Annotated in this window: 18 protein-coding genes; 9 read left to right on the top strand and 9 right to left on the bottom strand. The window is 37.3% G+C overall.

Going from position 1 to position 18,994, the window contains the following annotated elements:
* Positions 1 to 149 precede the first annotated feature (149 nt).
* Complete coding sequence (locus V6256_RS08700) at positions 150 to 1,481, bottom strand: MATE family efflux transporter (RefSeq protein ID WP_341597815.1); 1,332 nt, start codon at positions 1,479 to 1,481, stop codon at positions 150 to 152.
* Positions 1,482 to 1,691: 210 nt separating this feature from the next.
* Here V6256_RS08700 and V6256_RS08695 point away from each other — a divergent pair, with 210 nt between their 5' ends.
* From V6256_RS08695 to V6256_RS08675, 5 genes are all read left to right on the top strand, one after another.
* Positions 1,692 to 2,615, top strand: a complete 924-nt coding sequence (locus tag V6256_RS08695) for an ABC transporter ATP-binding protein (RefSeq protein WP_341597813.1) — start codon at positions 1,692 to 1,694, stop codon at positions 2,613 to 2,615.
* Positions 2,605 to 3,378: an ABC transporter permease gene (locus V6256_RS08690; RefSeq protein ID WP_341597811.1), complete on the top strand. Its 774-nt coding sequence runs from the start codon at positions 2,605 to 2,607 to the stop codon at positions 3,376 to 3,378. The genes V6256_RS08695 and V6256_RS08690 overlap by 11 nt, the downstream gene beginning before the upstream one ends.
* Entirely contained in the window at positions 3,375 to 4,040 is a 666-nt protein-coding gene (gene trmB / locus V6256_RS08685; RefSeq protein WP_341597809.1) for a tRNA (guanine(46)-N(7))-methyltransferase TrmB, read from the top strand. The genes V6256_RS08690 and trmB overlap by 4 nt, the downstream gene beginning before the upstream one ends.
* 72 nt (positions 4,041 to 4,112) lie before the next feature.
* Entirely contained in the window at positions 4,113 to 5,141 is a 1,029-nt protein-coding gene (msrP, locus tag V6256_RS08680) for a protein-methionine-sulfoxide reductase catalytic subunit MsrP (RefSeq protein ID WP_341597808.1), read from the top strand.
* A gap of 19 nt (positions 5,142 to 5,160) precedes the next feature.
* Positions 5,161 to 5,778 (top strand): protein-methionine-sulfoxide reductase heme-binding subunit MsrQ, encoded by a 618-nt coding sequence (locus tag V6256_RS08675; RefSeq protein WP_341597806.1) that lies wholly within the window; start codon positions 5,161 to 5,163, stop codon positions 5,776 to 5,778.
* Between the two features lie 83 nt (positions 5,779 to 5,861).
* On the opposite strand, the gene V6256_RS08670 is transcribed toward V6256_RS08675, so the two are convergent.
* The 8 genes from V6256_RS08670 to dksA form a co-directional block, all read right to left on the bottom strand.
* Positions 5,862 to 7,001 carry a glycerate kinase gene (locus V6256_RS08670; RefSeq protein ID WP_341597804.1) on the bottom strand — a complete coding sequence of 380 codons (1,140 nt, stop codon included), beginning with the start codon at positions 6,999 to 7,001 and terminating at the stop codon, positions 5,862 to 5,864.
* 156 nt (positions 7,002 to 7,157) lie between these two features.
* Positions 7,158 to 7,538: an aspartate 1-decarboxylase gene (gene panD, locus V6256_RS08665; protein ID WP_341597802.1), complete on the bottom strand. Its 381-nt coding sequence runs from the start codon at positions 7,536 to 7,538 to the stop codon at positions 7,158 to 7,160.
* A gap of 68 nt (positions 7,539 to 7,606) precedes the next feature.
* Positions 7,607 to 8,455, bottom strand: coding sequence for a pantoate--beta-alanine ligase (gene panC / locus V6256_RS08660; RefSeq protein WP_341597800.1), 849 nt, complete (start codon positions 8,453 to 8,455; stop codon positions 7,607 to 7,609).
* A 76-nt stretch (positions 8,456 to 8,531) separates the two neighbouring features.
* Complete coding sequence (gene panB / locus V6256_RS08655; RefSeq protein WP_341597798.1) at positions 8,532 to 9,326, bottom strand: 3-methyl-2-oxobutanoate hydroxymethyltransferase; 795 nt, start codon at positions 9,324 to 9,326, stop codon at positions 8,532 to 8,534.
* A 60-nt stretch (positions 9,327 to 9,386) separates the two neighbouring features.
* Complete coding sequence (gene folK, locus V6256_RS08650; RefSeq protein ID WP_341597796.1) at positions 9,387 to 9,869, bottom strand: 2-amino-4-hydroxy-6-hydroxymethyldihydropteridine diphosphokinase; 483 nt, start codon at positions 9,867 to 9,869, stop codon at positions 9,387 to 9,389.
* The gene (pcnB, locus tag V6256_RS08645) at positions 9,862 to 11,310 is read right to left on the bottom strand and encodes a polynucleotide adenylyltransferase PcnB (protein WP_341597793.1); all 1,449 of its coding nucleotides are present in this window, start codon (positions 11,308 to 11,310) and stop codon (positions 9,862 to 9,864) included. The genes folK and pcnB overlap by 8 nt, the downstream gene beginning before the upstream one ends.
* A 95-nt stretch (positions 11,311 to 11,405) precedes the next feature.
* Positions 11,406 to 12,299: a tRNA glutamyl-Q(34) synthetase GluQRS gene (gene gluQRS / locus V6256_RS08640; RefSeq protein WP_341597791.1), complete on the bottom strand. Its 894-nt coding sequence runs from the start codon at positions 12,297 to 12,299 to the stop codon at positions 11,406 to 11,408.
* Positions 12,300 to 12,396: 97 nt separating this feature from the next.
* Positions 12,397 to 12,846 carry an RNA polymerase-binding protein DksA gene (gene dksA, locus V6256_RS08635; RefSeq protein WP_341597789.1) on the bottom strand — a complete coding sequence of 150 codons (450 nt, stop codon included), beginning with the start codon at positions 12,844 to 12,846 and terminating at the stop codon, positions 12,397 to 12,399.
* A 238-nt stretch (positions 12,847 to 13,084) separates the two neighbouring features.
* Between dksA and hrpB the strand changes: the two genes are divergently transcribed.
* The 4 genes from hrpB to V6256_RS08615 all read left to right on the top strand — a co-directional run bounded on the left by hrpB (position 13,085) and on the right by V6256_RS08615 (position 18,981).
* Positions 13,085 to 15,562 (top strand): ATP-dependent helicase HrpB, encoded by a 2,478-nt coding sequence (hrpB, locus tag V6256_RS08630; RefSeq protein WP_341597787.1) that lies wholly within the window; start codon positions 13,085 to 13,087, stop codon positions 15,560 to 15,562.
* Positions 15,563 to 15,625: 63 nt separating this feature from the next.
* Positions 15,626 to 17,854: a penicillin-binding protein 1B gene (gene mrcB, locus V6256_RS08625; protein WP_341597785.1), complete on the top strand. Its 2,229-nt coding sequence runs from the start codon at positions 15,626 to 15,628 to the stop codon at positions 17,852 to 17,854.
* Position 17,855: 1 nt separating this feature from the next.
* Positions 17,856 to 18,263 carry a SufE family protein gene (locus V6256_RS08620; RefSeq protein ID WP_341597783.1) on the top strand — a complete coding sequence of 136 codons (408 nt, stop codon included), beginning with the start codon at positions 17,856 to 17,858 and terminating at the stop codon, positions 18,261 to 18,263.
* 1 nt (position 18,264) lies between these two features.
* On the top strand, positions 18,265 to 18,981 hold the full coding sequence (locus V6256_RS08615) for a DUF3108 domain-containing protein (protein ID WP_341597782.1): 717 nt from the start codon (positions 18,265 to 18,267) through the stop codon (positions 18,979 to 18,981).
* Positions 18,982 to 18,994: the final 13 nt, after the last annotated feature.

The following is an 18,994-nucleotide window of genomic DNA, read 5'->3' as shown; positions in this document are numbered from 1 at the left end:
TATCATCTCCTTTGAATATGAACATTAGATCACATCTTTAACGGAATTGGTATTATAATTCAGCAACACATACATCACTTGATGCATGTGTTGGGTGATTACTTAGCTTTTACCTCGGCACAGCGATAAAGGAGAAAAGGGGGCGTATTTTAAACTAAACTTCTTTTCCACTTCCCACCCAACATTCTTAAGTGGAAGGGGACGCTTTTAATTATTTCTTCTAATAGGGTTAATGCGAATACCCAAAATACACTTAATTGCCAGTGAAGTACGAAGAGAGCTGAAAGAGGAACTATAATCAACCATTGTGTATAGGCATGTATTTTAAAAACATGTGTTGCATCTCCGCCTGCTCTTAATACATTGCCACAGAAAGTGTTAGTCGTTCTTACAAAAGCTAATATGAATAAAATTGGGACGAATTGCCAAAGGGTGTCCACTGTCTCTTGTTGAAGCTCTGGGTAAATGAGTTTGAAAAGATAAAACATTGTGACGTAAGCTAATGCAATGACAACACTGATATAAAATGAAACGCGCCAAGCTTTACTGATAACACCATCTACCAAATCTAATGATTTATTACCGAGTAATTGACCAACAATAATGCTGGTTGCTTGTGCCCAAGCCGTTGATAGTTGACCAGAGATTTTTACCCATGGTGCGATCAGTGTTAATGCTGCAAATTGATTAACACCGAGTTTTGCATAGATAAGCATACAAATACTAACCGCTATCACAGAGCTAACAAACGTACCTGCTATTGGTGTTGCATATTTGAGGTGATATTTAACGTTTTCTTTAGTCAGTTTTTGAGTATCAGTTTTTTTCTCATCTTGCTGTTTTAAATAGAACATTAATAAAAACAGTGTACGACAAGAGACTGCGACGGTACTACCAATTGCTGCGCCCACTAAACCAAGTTCTGGAAGCCCAATTAAACCGTAAATAAAGATAAGACTTACCACTACATTAACAGGAATTTCAATGATATTGGCATAAAATGGAATACGGCTATTACCTGTTGCATTAAAGTACACGGTAATATTTTGGGAGAGTGCTACACCAATAGTGACTAATGAAAAAGTTTGTAAGTAATGGTAAGACATTAATGCAATTGATTCGGAGTCTGCAATCATATTAATGAGAGGTTTTGATACAGTAAAAATAACAATAATACCAACCAACGATATAACACTGTTAACAAAACGTCCCGAACGAAAACCTTGGCTAACGGCTAGGTGATTTCCTGCACCAAAAGCTTGCGCGATAATAAGTTGCGTACCATTAGAAAAAGCAAATAAAAGACCTAAAATAATACCTGCTACGCTCGCTGCAATCCCCATAGCCGCTAATGCTTCTTCCCCTAGCGGCGTAACTAATACCGTATCAATAACTAATATTAATTGTAATAAAATGGCATTCATTGCGATAGGCCACGCTAGGCCGAATATTTTTTTATTTCCAGGGGCTTCTTTGTTCATATGTATTTGTAAACCTTAACTTCAATGGATCTAAATTGAGCTATTGTATGATGATTAATGTATTTTTTATAATAGCAAAGATCCTTGTTATTTGTCCGTTTAAACCTTATATCCTCATTATTTAATGATACAATTCTTGATTATTTATCTATTCCACTTATTACAGAAAAATCACTGTTTCTGTGCATATTTCATTAAGGCTTTTATTGTATGAATGCAATTGAACTGAACAATATTACCAAAACCTATAAAGGTGGGGTTATCGCTCTCAAAGGTGTTTCTCTGGAAGTAAAAGAAGGCGACTTTTATGCATTACTTGGCCCAAACGGGGCTGGGAAATCGACGACTATTGGGATTATTTCTTCTTTAGTTAATAAAACTACCGGCAGTGTTCGTATTTTTGGTTATGACTTAGACTCTCAACTAGAGCTTGCCAAAAGCCAAATTGGCTTAGTGCCTCAAGAGTTTAACTTTAATCAATTTGAGCCACCTCTACAGATATTAGTTAACCAAGCAGGTTATTATGGCACGCCACGTAAAGAAGCTTATATACGCGCTGAAAAGTACCTTAAGCAATTAGATCTTTGGGGTAAACGTAACGAGCCTGCGAGAGAATTATCTGGTGGGATGAAACGACGATTAATGATTGCTAGAGCATTAATGCATGAACCTAAATTATTAATTTTAGATGAACCAACCGCTGGTGTTGATATCGAGTTAAGACGTTCTATGTGGGACTTTTTAACAGATCTTAATAAGAAAGGCGTGACTATTATTCTAACGACACATTACTTAGAAGAAGCTGAAAGCTTATGTCGTAATATTGGGATTATTAATCAAGGTGAGTTAGTGATTAATACCAGTATGAAGAAGTTATTAAGTCGATTAGATAAAGAAACTTTTATTCTAGATGTTGATTCTTCGATTCAACTTCCTAAAAGTTCTGAATATAGTTTAAAGGCACTGGATGAATCGACCGTTGAATTAGAGTTAGCAAATTCTCAATCATTAAATGAAGTGTTTGAGTTATTAACTGCACGCGGTATTTCAGTCAAAAGCTTAAGAAATAAATCTAATCGTTTAGAAGAGCTATTTTTAGAATTAGTAAAAAATGGAGTTATCGATGCTAAATAAGCAATATATCATCGCAGTAAAAAGTATTTGGACAAAAGAAATCAATCGTTTTTTACGTATTTGGATACAAACATTGGTGCCACCGGCAATTACAATGTCTTTGTATTTTATTATCTTTGGTAATTTAATTGGCTCAAGAATTGGTGAAATGAACGGCTTTAGCTATATGGCTTTTATTGTTCCTGGTTTAATTATGATGTCGGTGATTACTAATTCTTATTCTAATGTAGCTTCTTCATTTTTCAGCGCTAAGTTACAGCATAATATAGAAGAGCTGTTGGTTGCGCCTGTTCCTAATTATCTGATTATTTTAGGTTATATTGGGGGAGGTGTTGCACGTGGTTTGATGGTTGGGCTAATTGTTACTTTAGTGTCACTGTTCTTTGTTGATTTACATATACACAATATCTTTGTATTGATCGTGAGTGTGTTATGTACTTCAATTTTATTTTCACTGGGTGGTTTGTTAAATGCCGTTTTTGCTAAAACATTTGATGATATTAGTATTATCCCTACATTTGTTTTAACACCGTTAACTTATCTTGGTGGTGTATTTTACTCAATATCCTTGTTACCTGAGTTTTGGCAAGGGGTGTCACATTTTAACCCTGTTTTTTATATGATTAATGCATTCCGATACGGTTTCTTAGGTGTATCAGATGTACCAATTATGTGGTCATTTGTTGTGATTTTTAGTTTCATTGCTGTGACTTATTCACTGCTTTATATTCTGTTACAAAAAGGCATAGGTATCCGCACATGATTGAGACAGTAGGTGATTCAAGAGTGATCACATCTAATCAACAAGGTTTGAATGAAAAGCTGGATGAAGTTGTATTAAAACATCTGCAACATGACTTTAAAAAGCCTTATCAAACACATACATTAGAAGCTTTTAAAGAAGTTGAGAAGTGGGTGGAGCAGCAAGGAAAGCCGATAATTTTTGACTCGTGTTGTGGTGTAGGTGAAAGTACTTATCATATCGCGAAGATGCACCCAGAGGCAATTATATTGGGTATGGATAAATCTGCTGATCGCTTGTCTAAGCACCCCCTTGATAAAGAAGACTTAGGGAATTATCAGCTATTACAGGTTAATTTAAATGACTTTTGGCGTCTTGCTGTAGAGGCAAATTGGACGTTATCGCATCATTATCTTCTTTACCCAAACCCTTGGCCTAAAGCTAAGCATTTACAAAGACGATGGCATGGTAGTGCTGTTTTTCCTTCGATAATTAAATTGGGAGGGCAGTTAGACTTAAGAAGTAATTGGTTTACTTATGTTGAGGAGTTTCAACGTGCGTTGGCATTAGCTAATATAGAAAGTGATACTGAACTTTATACTGCTGAAAAAGCCATTACACCCTTTGAAAGAAAATATTGGGCAAGCGGGCAAGCATCATTGCGCCTAACAAGTGACTTGTAATTATTTTAAATAAAATGAAATTAAATAGGTGTTTTATAGGTCTATCTTAACTCAACTTAGAGAGGGTTAGATATGCTTATAAAACACACTAAAAAATCCCAGTTAAAAGAATCCCAGCTTACCAGCGAATCCGTTTATAAAGATCGTCGTAATATTATTAAAGGATTAGGACTAACTGCTTTATCTGCACCTTTCACCTCTTTTGCTAACGCCAGTGTTTTTGATCTTTTTTCAAGTGATGATAAGAGTGGAGGTGGTGACAGTGGTACCTTTAAACGCACTCCATTAAATGCCACGAAAAACGCTGATTTCCAATCATTAACGCCATTAACCCCTGAAGATAAGATACTGCAATATAATAACTTTTATGAGTTTGGTACAGGAAAGGGCGATCCATCTCAATATGGGCAACAGTTTCAAGTTGATCCATGGTCATTGTCTATTGAAGGTTTAGTTGATAATCCAATGACACTTTATTATGAAGATTTACTGAAAAAGTTTGAGATAGAAGAACGCTTGTATCGTATGCGTTGCGTAGAAGCTTGGTCAATGAATATACCTTGGTTAGGCTTTACTTTAGCCTCTTTATTAAAGCAAGCAGGCATTAAATCAAATGCCAAGTTTGTGCGTTTTGAAACGGTTTACGATCCTGAACAGATGCGCGGACAAAAATCTCGCTATGTAGGCGGAAGTATTGATTTTCCTTACGTTGAAGCCTTAACCATCGCAGAAGCGATGAACCCGTTGGTCTTAATGTCAGTTGGTTTATATGGAAAAACCTTAGCCCCACAAAACGGTGCACCTATTCGCTTAGTCGTGCCATGGAAATATGGTTTCAAAAGTATTAAATCGATCGTCAAGATCACTGTCACCGATAAAATGCCGATCAATACATGGCAAGCAATTGGACCTAATGAGTACGGCTTCTTTGCTAATGTTAACCCTAATGTAGATCATCCTCGTTGGAGTCAAGCAAGTGAACGGTTTATTGGTGAAGGCAATGTTTTTCAGCAGTCACGAAAACCAACGCTAATGTTTAATGGTTATGAAGAAGAAGTGGCTAGCTTATATAAAGATATTGATTTAAAACGTTATTTTTAATTGTGACCGGGTATTATAAATGTTTAAAATTCCACCATTAGCGATCACCTTAATAAAAGCTATTATTCATTTAGCTTCATTATCTACTTTATTATATTTTTATATATTGATTGATAGTAATCGTTTAGGTGCTGACCCAGTTAAGGAGATGATTCACTTTCTAGGGAAAACGGGGCTCAACTACCTATTAATTACACTTGCTATTACGCCGCTTGCTAAACGTTTTAAACAACCGTTACTAATAAGATTAAGAAGGGTGCTTGGTTTATACAGTTTTGTGTGGATTTGCTTACACCTTACTGCATTTATTTGGTTAGAGCTAAATTGGCAAGTAGGTTTATTAATCGAGGAGATAATCAAACGTCCTTATCTCACCTTAGGTATGGCAGCATGGAGTATCTTATTACTATTAAGTATTACTTCTATAAATGCAATCAGAAAGCGAATGAAGAAAGCTTGGTTTACCTTACATCGCTGGGTATATGTCGCTCTAGTATTAGGAATAGTGCATTATTATTGGTCTGTAAAATCCGGTTTAATAGAACCAAGCATTTACATTGGTTTATCGCTTCTTTTATTAAATGAGCGCCGACAATACTTTAAGTCGCTTTATCATTCATTATTTAAAAAGCCATAAAAGAGCGATTTACAGTTTATTATTGTGAATTAAAGAGAAACGCTATGTTGATTTTTCAACATAGCGTTATTTCTATATGCTTTTTATAGGGCCTTTAAAGACCATAGTTGCGCTATATTTTCAGCGACATTTTCAACATTAACTTTTGCATCTGCAAAGGCTTGTTGTAATGTCATTGCTCCAGGTACTGAAGCAAAAACAGCATCAATTCCACAACCATAAACGGCTTGATGATCTTTTCCTAAACTACCTGCAATACCGATCACGGGAATAGCGTATTCTTTAGCAACTTTTGCGACACCCATTGGTGTTTTTCCAAAAACAGTTTGATGATCAATACGACCTTCACCGGTGATCACTAAATCAGTCTCTTGCATATCTTCATGTAACTTGACAGCTTCTAATACTAACTCTATGCCTGGTTTTAACGTTGCTTTAGCAAAAGCCAATAAAGCCGCTCCCATCCCACCGGCTGCACCTGATCCCGGAGTGTGTAAGACATCAATAGAGAGTTGCTGTTGAATACACTGACCATAATGTAGTAAAGCCTTATCAAGCAATGCTATATCTTGATCTGTTGCCCCTTTTTGAGGGCCAAATACATGGGTGGCACCACGTTCTCCACATAAAGGATTATCAACATCACAAGCAACTAATACTTCACAATCTTGGAGTCGAGGATCTATTTCGCTTGTGTCAATTTTGACGATATCTTGTAAGCCGGCGCCATTCGCTGTAATGACTTGGTCATTTTCATCTAAAAAGCGAACGCCTAGCGCACTCATCATGCCCATACCACCATCATTGGTTGCGCTACCGCCTAAACCAATAATTATCTTTTTAGCCCCGTCATCTAATGCCGCCTTAATTAACTCACCTGTACCATAACTTGAAGTAAGTTTAGGATCTCTAGCATGTTCTGGTACATGATGTAAGCCGCTTGCTGCAGCCATTTCAATAACGGCAGTATTAGAGTTATCACCCAATAATCCATAAAAAGCATCTACAGCTTTACCAATCGGCCCGGTAACTTGCAGGTTATTGACTTGTCCTTGTGTTGCATCAACTAATGATTGCACTGTCCCTTCGCCACCATCTGCGACAGGCACTAATATATATTGAGCGTCAGGAAAGACTCTTTTGAAGCCTGTTTCAATAGCGATACAAACTTGTTTAGCAGTTAAACTTTCTTTATATGAATCAGGTGCGATAACTATTTTCATGTTGTTCCCTCGACTGAAAAGTATAAATCCATTGATTTAACGTTATCACATTTTTTGAGATTAGCCGATGGTGTATTTTTAATTACAAAAAAGGAAAGGCAATAAAAAAGCCGTTAAATTGATATTAACGGCTTAGAAAAGAGGGGGCTTGTTCGATTAAGCGACTTGTACAGGTACGTCTTTACTTGTGCGAACAATATTATTATCTTGATCTAAGTACACAAGGTTTGGTTTATGAGTGGCAATTTCTTCTGCGTCCATACTTGCATATGTACAAATAATAACACGATCGCCAACAGCTGCTTGACGTGCTGCAGCTCCATTTACAGAAATGATTTTAGAGCCGCGTTCTCCTACTATTGCGTAAGTGGAAAAACGGTTACCGTTATCAATATTGTAAATTTCAATTTGTTCATATTCTAAAATGCCAGCTTGCTCAAGTAACTCTTGATCAATTGCGCATGAACCTTCGTAATTTAACTGTGCTTCAGTCACACGTGCTTGGTGTAATTTACCCGTTAATAATGTTTTTTTCATACAAAACCTTTAATTATTTTAAAATGTATCGATACTCAATGTCGGCGACGACAAAGTGAAATTTAATATTATAAATCAATAACTAAGTTATCAATCAATCGAGTTTCACCTAAGAACGCAGCCATTAATACCACTGCTTGTTTACTATTGGCATTTAGTGGCGTTAATGTATTTGGTTCAACAACATGGATTTTATCTGTTTTAAAGCCAGCTTGATCTAAGATTTGACTAGCATCTTTGATGAATTGTTTATAATTTCTTAGGTCCGCTTTGATGTTGTGAGCGAGTTCGGTCATCACACTCGCTAGGTTGGGAGCTATTTGTTTTTCTTGAGCTGTTAATTTGCCATTTCGAGAGCTCATTGCTAAACCACTTTCTTCTCTTACGGTATCCACAGGGATAATCTCAATTGGCATAGCCAGATCAATTACCATCTGTTGGATAACGGCGAGTTGTTGGAAGTCTTTTTTACCGAAGCATGCGAGGTCAGGCTGTACTAAATTGAACAGCTTAGCAACAATAGTACTGACTCCTCGGAAATGACCAGGGCGTAATTCACCTTCTAAACGGTCAGAGATAACCGGTACTTCTACAAATGTTTGAGCGTTTAAACCATTTGGGTAAATAACATCAGCGCTAGGCGTAAACACAATATCAACACCAGCTTCTTTTAATTTACGGCAATCTTCTGTTAAAGTTTTTGGGTAATTAGCAAGGTCGTTGGCATTATTAAATTGTAATGGGTTAACGAAAATACTGACCACGCTTATGTTGGCGTATTCCTGCGCTTTTTTAACTAACGTTAAATGACCTTGGTGTAAATTGCCCATTGTTGGCACGAAACCAATTTCATGGCCTTGGCTTTTAAGCTTTTTAATTTCATTACGAAGTTGCTTTGGATCTTCAATGATTTGCATTACAAACCCTTAATCAGTATTTTGTCTATTCAAGTTTAATCACTCAGTGAATAGGTTTTTATCAATCTTATTTAGACTAGAAAAAGCTATGTTCAGCACCTGGGAAAATTTTGTTTTCTACTTGCTCTTTATAGAGTTCGACAGCACGTCTGATATCACCGGTTTCAACTAAGAAATTTTTAGAAAATTTTGGACAAAAACCTGCAGAAATACCAAATGCATCATGCATCACTAAAATTTGTCCATCAGTCTCAGTTCCTGCACCTATACCAATCACTGGGATATCTAAAGCCTCAGTAACACGTTTTGCTAGACCAACAGGCACACACTCTAGAACAAGCAATTGAATACCTGCTTCTTGTAAAGCAAGCGCATCATGGATTAATTTATCAGCTTCTCCCTTTTCACGACCTTGTACTTTATAGCCTCCAAATACATTGACAGATTGCGGCGTTAACCCTAAATGGCCACAAACAGGAATGCCTCGTTCAATTAAGCCGGCGATTGAGCTTGATAACCAAGTACCACCTTCTAACTTCACCATATTGGCGCCTGAGCGCATCAGTGTCGCTGCATTATTATAAGTTTGTTCAGGGGTGGAGTAAGACATAAAGGGTAAATCAGCAATGATTAATGACTTCTCAGTCGTGCTTGCCACTGAAGCTGTGTGATAAGCAATATCTTCAACAGTGACAGGCAGGGTTGAGTCATGCCCCTGTAGTACCATACCTAGTGAGTCGCCCACTAATAAAACTTGAATACCTGCTTGATCAAATATAGCAGCAAAGCTTGCATCATATGCTGTAATACAGGTGATTTTTTCTTGCTCTTGCTTCATTTTAGCTAAACGAGAAACGCTTATTTTAGCCATGATTGCTCCTAACTAGCTGTCGTTGATTGGTCAGTGATTTTACTGGGGGAATCAATAAATTCAACTGGTAATAGAGGTTAAACCATTTTTGTCGCAACGTTTAAGCATTTCGCTTAAAGCAGTCCCGTCAGGCATGGTTAATTCTGGTGCGATTTCAAATAAAGGATATAGTACAAACTCGCGTTCCTTCATCCCATAATGTGGGACAGTTAAGCGAGGTTGATCAATTATTTGATCAGCATAAAGTAGAATATCCAAGTCTAACGTTCTTGGTCCCCAACGCTCTTCTTTGCGTTCTCTACCTTGTGATTGTTCTATTGCTTGTAATGCATCTAATAACGCAATAGCAGATAAGTTAGTTTCTATTGCAGCGACTGCATTAATATAGTCAGGTTGATCTTGAGGGCCCATTGGAGCACTGCAATACAAAGACGAGCAACTAATTAAACTCGTCTCTTTAATATCATTAAGTGCTGTAATGGCTTGCTTTGCTTGCTGAATAGGATCCGCTTGATTACTGCCAATTGCAATATAACTAATCATGTTTTTTGCTCGCTGCAGGTTTACGTTTAGGTTTACTGTAACGGCGCTTTTTCGCTGGTTTGTTTGCATCAGGCTTAAATTCTTTAGCCTTGTTAACGTTATTACGCGCATAGTTATGCTCGGGTAGTTTGTTATGTACTTGGTACTCTTCCCACCATGCTGTTAACTCTGCTAATTCGCGACTTTGTTCAACACGAGCACGTAAAGATAAAAAGTCAAAAGCTGCTCTAAACTTTTCGTGTGCATAAACACGTTGAGCACGTTTGCCGCCAAACCTTGGTAAGCGCTGCTGTAATACCCAAATATCTCTGATTGCGGCAGTAAAACGTTTTGGAATAGCAATGGTTTTAACTTGGATATTTAATACTTCGTTCATTGCCAACATAAATGCATCGTGTAATTCGATACCACTTTCAAAGCTCATCTCTTGAGCGCGTTGCTCAAGTGGGTACCAAAGCATAACTGCATAAATATAAGCTGGTGTAACACGTAAACCTTTAGCAATGCGTTTGTCAGTATCAATTAATGCTTGTTCAATCATTTTAGTGGCTTTGTCATCTTCACCACCTTTAAATAAAATAGGGAACAAGACTGGCAATAACTTATATTCTTTTAACAGGCGGTAGGTTTCTAAGCCTTGCCCTGATAATAAAAGTTTGATCACTTCATCAAAGTGGCGTGCAGGTGGAATATCTTGCAATAATGACGCTAGGCGACGAATTGGCTCTGCACATTCATCGCTTATTGAAAGGTCCAATTTAGCTGCAAAGCGAATTGCACGTAACATACGTACAGGGTCTTCACGATACCTGACTTCAGGATCGCCAATTAGAGTTAAACGACGTTGAGCTAAGTCATTCATGCCACCACAGAAATCATAAAGAGAAAAGTCTGCAATATCATAGTATAAAGCATTGACGGTGAAATCACGGCGCTCTGCATCTTCTTCTAAAGACCCATAAACATTATCACGTAATAACATGCCTTCTTGAGATTGTTTTACTTTTTGTTTGTCTTGCTCTGCTTGATCATGATGGCCACGGAAGGTTGCAACTTCAATGATTTCTCTACCAAATAAAATATGCGCAAGACGAAATCGTCTTCCAATTAAGCGGCAGTTTCTGAACAATGCTTTCACTTCTTCAGGAGTTGCATTTGTGGTGATATCAAAATCTTTTGGTTTTAAACCTAATAAAAGATCGCGTACTCCTCCACCGACGAGTAGTGCTCGATAACCTGCATTATGTAAACGATATAATACCTTGAGTGCATTTTCATCAATATCGTTTCTAGAAATAGAGTGTTCAGAGCGCGGGATCTTATATTGATCTAGCGACACTTTTGTATCGGTTGTTTGTTTCTTTTGAAATACTTTTTTTACGAGTTTGCTTAAGCGTTTAATAGCTCTGTCCTCTGCATCTATATAGATGGAATTAGTCATAAAATAATGCGCTTATTTTATGTGCGATGAATAGTAAAAACAAATTAAATTTAAATATAGTAAAAGTGTTTCTATTTCAAACTGTTAATTAGTCTCTAAATTGGAATTTCTTGTTTTTTGGGTACTTTTTGCAATGACCAGTTTGCTATTGCCCAATTTAATACTTCTCTACAAGTGTGTTGAGGTATATGTTCAGGCACCGTATGACCTAAAAAAGCTAATACCTGTTTTAATGTCGGCACTGGATCTTGTTTATTAACAGCAACTGCATGGTTTTGTTTAGATAGTTTTAGCCCTGGCTCTGTCACTGCTAGTGGTAAATGAACATAAGTTGGGATATCTGCATCGAGTAACCGATATAAACTTATTTGTTTACCTGTTGTTTCAATGAGGTCTGCACCCCTGACTATTTCCGTGACACCTTGTTGTATATCATCAATAACGACTGCGAGATTGTATGCATATAAGCCATCTTTACGCTTAATAATAAAGTCATCATTAATTTGTGTTGGATCTAATGGCAGGTGGCCCTGTAATTGATCGATAAAGTAAGTTGTTTTGTTATTGATAGAAGATAAATTAATGCGTAATGCATTGCCAGTATGCGGATTTTGCTTATCACGGCAATCACCTTGATAATATCCACCACGTTGTTTAATCATTTTACGGGTACAAGAACAGGCATAACACAGCCCTCTACTCTTTAAATTATTAAGCACTTGTTCATAAAGGTGACTTTGTTGATGCTGATAAATAACCTCACCGTCCCATTGCAAACCATAAGCCTGTAACGTTTCTAAAATATCTGCGCTAGCACCTTCTACTTCTCTAGGAGGGTCTATATCTTCGATACGGACTTGCCAAGTGCCTTGTTGTGATTTGGCTTGCAAATAACTGCCAACGGCTGCAACTAAAGAGCCGAAGTGAAGGGCACCGGAAGGGGAAGGGGCAAAACGGCCGATATAAGGTTTATTATCGTTTAACAACATCTATCCTAAAAATAGAAAACGGCTAGCATTGGCTAACCGTTTTAGGTATTTAAAACAAAACAACTATTTACTTATAGCACTTTGAAGGCTGCCAGATTTAACCGATGCTTTGTTTCTCTTTGATTTCAGCTAATGTCTTACAGTCAATACATAAATCAGCAGTAGGACGAGCTTCTAATCGACGAATACCAATTTCGATACCGCATGATTCACAAAAACCAAAATCATCTTCTTCGATTTTTTTCATTGTTTTTGCAATCTTCTTGATTAAGCGACGTTCACGGTCACGAGCACGTAACTCTAAGCTAAATTCCTCTTCTTGCGTTGCACGGTCAACGGGATCTGGAAAATTAGAGGCTTCATCTTTCATATGATCAACAGTACGGTCAACTTCTTCACGTAGTTGAGTTGTCCAAGCTGAAAGAATGTTGGTAAAGTGAGCGCGTTGATCCGGACCCATGTATTCTTCACCAGGTTTTTCTTGGTAAGGCTCTACTCCAGCGATTGCTAATATACCGAGAGTTTTTTTGCTTGTAATTACTGACATAAATTTTCCTTCCTGGGATGCGTCTTGAAGCAATTCTTAAAGGCATCAAACGATTATAAATATAAACAATAGATTGAACAAACTTTGCTAAAATAGAGGCATCAGTTTTTTTCGGCAGTATCTATAGCAAATTCAATATTCTAAGTCAAACAAATAATTACAGTGATTACATGAGATAATGCTGACTTTTTGATTGTTTTTTGACCGTTATTTTTTAATTTTAAGGCTTGTTTTATCCATGTTACCTATTAAAAGTGTGTTATCTGATCTTAAAAATCAACTTTTGGTTAAATCACAAGTTATTCTGCAAGCCCCACCTGGTGCCGGTAAGTCGACTTACCTTCCATTAATGATGTTAAAAGAGAAGTGGCTTTCAGGAAAAATTATTATGCTAGAGCCTCGACGCTTGGCTGCTCGTAATATTGCTTGTTATTTAGCCAATCAGCTAGGGCAAAAAGTTGGAGAAAAAGTAGGCTATCGTCTTCGTGGTGAGTCAAAAGTGAGCGCTCAAACCCAACTTGAAATAGTCACAGAAGGTGTTCTGATTCGGTTATTACAACAAGATCCTGAACTCTCCGGTGTGGATTTAATTATTTTTGATGAGTTCCATGAAAGGAATATACAAGCAGATCTTGGCTTGGCACTGACCTTAGATGCACAATCAAGTCTGTGTGAGGATATATCATTATTGATTATGTCGGCGACCTTGGATAATCAAGGTTTACAGGCTCATCTACCTGACGCTGCTTACTTAAGTTGTGAGGGGAGAGCTTTTCCAATTGATTATGTTTATCAAACAGTGAAAAGTAATGCGACTCGACGTGATAAGCAGCAAGCATTAGTTACCTTAATTAAACGAGCTTACCAAGAGCAACAGGGAAATATTCTTGTTTTTGCGGCAGGCGTTAAAGAGATTATTGAATGTTGTCGTGAGTTAGAGAGCTGGATAAAAACAAATAACCTTCCAGTATTATTGGCACCTTTGTATGGCAGACTTAGCTTAGATGAACAGCAAAAAGCAATACAAACGCCACCGAACAATATCAGAAAAATTGTTGTTTCAACCAATATAGCAGAAACAAGCTTAACGATTGATGGTATTACTGTCGTTGTTGACTCTGGTATTGAACGGAATTTTCAATTTCAAGCACAAACGGGTATTGGTAAGTTAAAAGACCAAATGATCAGTGAAGCAAGTGCTATACAAAGAGCAGGACGAGCAGGGCGGTTAAGTGCTGGTACTTGCTATCGATTATGGGCAAAAGAAAAGCGTTTAACGGCACAAAATGAATCACCTATACTGAACAGTGAATTAACCTCATTATTACTAGAAGTTAGTGCATGGGGTGTCTCTGATACAAATCAATTACCTTTTTTGACTCAACCTAATAAACAAAATGCTCAAATAGCTAGGCAATTATTGCAGAGTTTAAAGGCGATTGATGACAAAGGCCGATGCACCAAACATGGCGAACAGATAATTGAGCTAGGTTTAACGCCACGTTTAGGGCATATGTTGTTATCTGCACAGCAATTAGAAATAAAATATCAACAATCCGGGTTAGTGGCGTTAGCTTGTTTACTTTGTGCATTTTTAGAAAGTAATGAAAAAAGCAGTGATGATATTGTCAGTGAGCTTAGTTCTGTTTCATATCAAGTTACAACACAATATCAAGTATTGTTAAGAAAATGCGCTGTTACTGCACCTTCTATTTTACCAACTGCTTATTGTGGTGTGTTATTAGCCATCGCATTTCCTGACCGAATTGCCGTGAACCGCGGAAACAATAAAAGTAATGAATATTTATTAAGTAATGGGGTTGGTGTTGGTTTAATGCAGAGCTCTGTCTTGGTCAATGAAAGTATGCTGGTGGTTGCTGACCTTGCATTACCAGAGTTGCAAACTAATAGCCTTATTTTTAAAGCTTGCCCTATTAATTTAGAGGATATAAAAGTATATCTTCCTGATTATTTAGAAAAGGTTAATTACCTTAATTGGTCTTTGAAAAATAATAAACTTATTGCTGAACGACGTTTAATGCTAGGTAAAGTGGTTATCCATAAAACGCCCTTATCTAATGTCACTCAACAACAGAAGTTAGATGCCTTGTTGAATGCGATTAAACAGGAGGGGTTATCGCTTTTATATTGGAATGATGTGAATCAATCTTTATTAACACGTCTACGTTACGCTTCTTTACAATATCAGTTGGCCGGTGATAAAGAGATGGTTGATTTTAGCGAAGCGACTTTATTAAGTGAGTTAGATGAGTGGTTAGCGCCTTTTTGTCTTTCGATAACGCAGCCAGAGCAATTTAAAAAAATAGATCTAAAGTCTGCATTATTATCTCGCTTAACTTGGCCTCAACAACAGAAGTTGGCTTCGCAGTTTCCAGTCACCTTTACCGTACCAACTGGTTCGAAGATAAAACTACAATATCGTGAACAATTGCCGCCTTTATTATCCGTTAGAATGCAGGAGTTATATGGCCAAGTTGACACGCCGACTATTTTCAATGGACGTATTAGTTTGCAAATTGCGTTATTATCGCCGGCCATGAAAACATTACAATTAACGCAGGATTTACATTCTTTTTGGTGTGGTGCTTATAGCGAGGTACAAAAAGAAATGAAAGGGCGTTACCCTAAGCACTTTTGGCCCGATGATCCAACGATTGCTATGGCGACCTCTAAAACTAAAAAATATTTATCTTGAAACATAATGTTAAGATATGAAATATAAAAGCAATTAATAAAAAACGAGTTAAATAAATCTGTTATGGCAAAAACCCCGAATAAACCGACGGCAAAAACACCCACTAAAAAAAGTGTTAAAACAGCAGCATCTAAAACGACGGCAAAGAAAACGACAGTTAAAAAGACCACTGCAAAGAAAAAAGTATCTACGCCAAAGAAAGCTAAACTTCCGCTTAAAACGCGCTTATTAAAAGGCTTATGGTCGATTACCTGGAAATTAGGGTTAGCCTTTATTGCTTTTATGGTTATTTCTGGGATTTATTTCGATAAAAAAATTGAAAACAGAATGGATGGTTCAACTTGGACATTACCTGCGACACTTTACGCTCGTCCATTAATCTTAGAGAAGGGGGTGTCATTATCTAAGAGCACGTTAATCAGTGAGCTTAGATTGCTTAACTACAGAGCGGTTAGGTCGGTGCAAGGCGCTGGGCAATTTGCGGTACAAGGCCAACAGGTTGTTATCTACAGACGTGCTTTTAACTTTCCGGATCGCGTCTCACCTGCACAATTAGTTTATGTTAATTTTGATGCAAATGGTGTGCATAGCCTAAAAAATCAAAAACAGGTGGAAATTAAACGTTTTCGCTTAGATCCTTTGTTATTAGATAGATTGAATAGCAAACAAATTCAAGATCGTGTTTTTGTTCCATTTGAAAAGATACCTGACTTGTTTATTAATACTCTTATTTTGATGGAGGATCGTGACTTTTATCATCATCAAGGTATCTCTCCTTTAGCTATTTTACGTGCGTTTATTGTCAACTTAAAAGCAGGACGAACTTTACAAGGCGGCAGTACATTAACGCAGCAATTAGCTAAAAACCTATTTTTAAGTCGAGAGCGTAGCCTTTGGCGTAAGTTTCAAGAAGCATATATCGCGGTACTGATAGATTATAAATACAGTAAAGATAAAATATTGGAGTCCTATTTAAACGAGGTTTATCTAGCCCAAAATGGCGCAACAGGTGTTTATGGTGTGGAGTTAGCGAGTGACTTTTATTTTGCTCGTCCTATCGATGAATTACGTGTTGAGCAAATAGCATTAATGGTCGCGATCATTAAAGGACCATCATATTATAATCCAAGGCGTAATCCTGAACGAGCGTTAGCGCGAAGAGACTTGGTATTACGTTTAATGTTACAAAATAATTATATTAGTACAGAGCAATATCGAATATCTGTTAAAGCACCTTTAAATTTAAGTAATGCTAAAGCACTTAATAATCGTGCAAATCCTGCTTTTGTTAGTTTACTGCATCGTGAACTAGAGAAAGAAGTGCCAGCGCGCATTAGCAAGCAGAGTGGTTTATCTATTTTTACGTCTATTTCTCCTATTGCCCAGAAGCATGCTGAAATGGCCATCCAAAATGGCATCAATAAAGTACAGAAAAAAAATCATAACGATTTACAAGGTGCAATGGTGGTTATTGATCGTAAATATGCCGAAGTACGTGCCTTGGTATCTGGTAAAGATGTTAAATTTAGTGGCTTTAATCGCGCCTTAGATGCAAGCAGACCAATTGGCTCTTTAGTGAAGCCGGCAGTGTATTTAACCGCACTAGATAATGGGTATCACTTATCAGATAAACTAAATGATAGAAGTATTGTCCTAAAGAATAGTACTGGGCAACGCTGGAGGCCTAAAAATTACGATAGAAAATTCCGAGGTGAAGTGACATTAGAAAAAGCACTGGTTAGTTCTTTGAATGTGCCTACGGTTAACTTAGGCATGAAGATAGGTTTAGATAATGTTATCGAAAGCTTATATAAAATGGGGGTTGAAGAAAAAATCCCTGCTTACCCATCTTTAGTATTGGGAAGTGTGTCATTATCGCCATTTCAAGTGGCACAAATGTATCAACCCATTGGTATGAGTGGCGTTTATAAGCCGTTAACAATGATTAGAACTATTGTATCAAGTCAGGGGATTCCTCTTTATCAGCGAAGTGCATCGGCTCGTCGCATTTTTTCAAGTGAAGCGGTTGGCGAGCTATCAACGGCTTTACATAAAGTGACCACTGAGGGCACGGCTCGTAGTCTAAGGTGGCGTAATCCAGGACAGTATTTTTATGGAAAAACGGGTACAACGAACAACCTAAATGATAGCTGGTTCGTTGGCTTTGATCAGGATGAAGTGGTAACAACTTGGGTTGGAAAAGACAATAATAAAAGTGCGGAGTTAACCGGTAGTAGCGGTGCATTGGTATTATTTTCAGGTTATATGAAAGAAAAAATAGGAAAAAAATAACGTGCAACTTAACGACGTACATAACAGCGAACAGTTGCAATGCTTGTTCGATGAAAATAAAGGTTGGGATAAGCAATATCGCTTGATTATTCAACTGGGTAAATTATTAACCCCTATGCCAGAACCGCTAAAACTAGAGGAGCATAAAGTTAAAGGCTGTGATAGCAGTGCTTGGTTAGTGATTTCAGAGAGAGATGGACACTATGATTTTTTAATGGACAGTGATACGCGTGTGGTTAAAGGGTTAATGAAAGTGGTTTCCTTGATGTTTCAGGGCAAAACAAAACAACAAATAGCATTGGTTGACTGTGAAGAAGTTTTTAGCAATTTAGGATTGTTACATCACTTAAGTCCATCTCGTGCAAACGGCATCTTTGCTATTATTAAAAAAATTCAAGGAGTTAATTAATTTGAATACAATTCGATTTTTTATGTTTATCAGCGGGTTATTGTTGTCATTGAGCCATGCCCATGCAGCGACGGTTGAAAAAGGTAAACCCAATCAACGTTTTACTTATGAGGTTTCTTACTTAGGTATGTCAATAGGTGAAATGACACAAGCTTACCAATGGCAAGGCTCAAAGGTATCTGTCGATTCTGCTGCAGATTTTTCTTTTATGCTTTTTTCCTTTGGAGGGAATCAACAGTCAGAGTTGGATTGGGATGAAGACAAAGGGCTTTTCTATAGTCGTTATTTTCAACGTGAAAGTGAAGGGTTTAGTACGGTAAAAATGACTGCGACATTTGATCAACTGGGCCAGAGCACTGAAATTGTAAATAATGGTGAAACATCAACTTTCACAAGTGATGGAAATCAAATTGTGGATTTTAATGCGATTAATTTACAAATTAGCGAAGGCTTGAAAAGAGGTCAAACGCTGTTTGAGTTTTATATGCAAACCTCTACTAAAGTGTCCCATTACTTTTTTGAAGTAAAAGGAAAAGAAATGGTGAAAACACCGTTAGGCGAGGTCGAGGCTTATCGAGTAGAGCAAATAAGAAAAAGTGATCGCACCTTCGTTACTTGGTTTGCACCTAAGTTTGATCATCAAATGGTGAAGTTCGAATATCAAAGAAGAGTCTTAGACATAGAAGGCGAATTAATTGATTACCGTAATGACATTTAAATAGATATAAATA

It is taken from the genome of Psychromonas aquatilis, assembly GCF_038155185.1.
Lineage (GTDB): Bacteria > Pseudomonadota > Gammaproteobacteria > Enterobacterales > Psychromonadaceae > Psychromonas > Psychromonas aquatilis.
The sequence above is the reverse complement of the archived record's forward strand: the minus strand, read 5'-3'. Positions and strand labels throughout refer to the sequence as shown.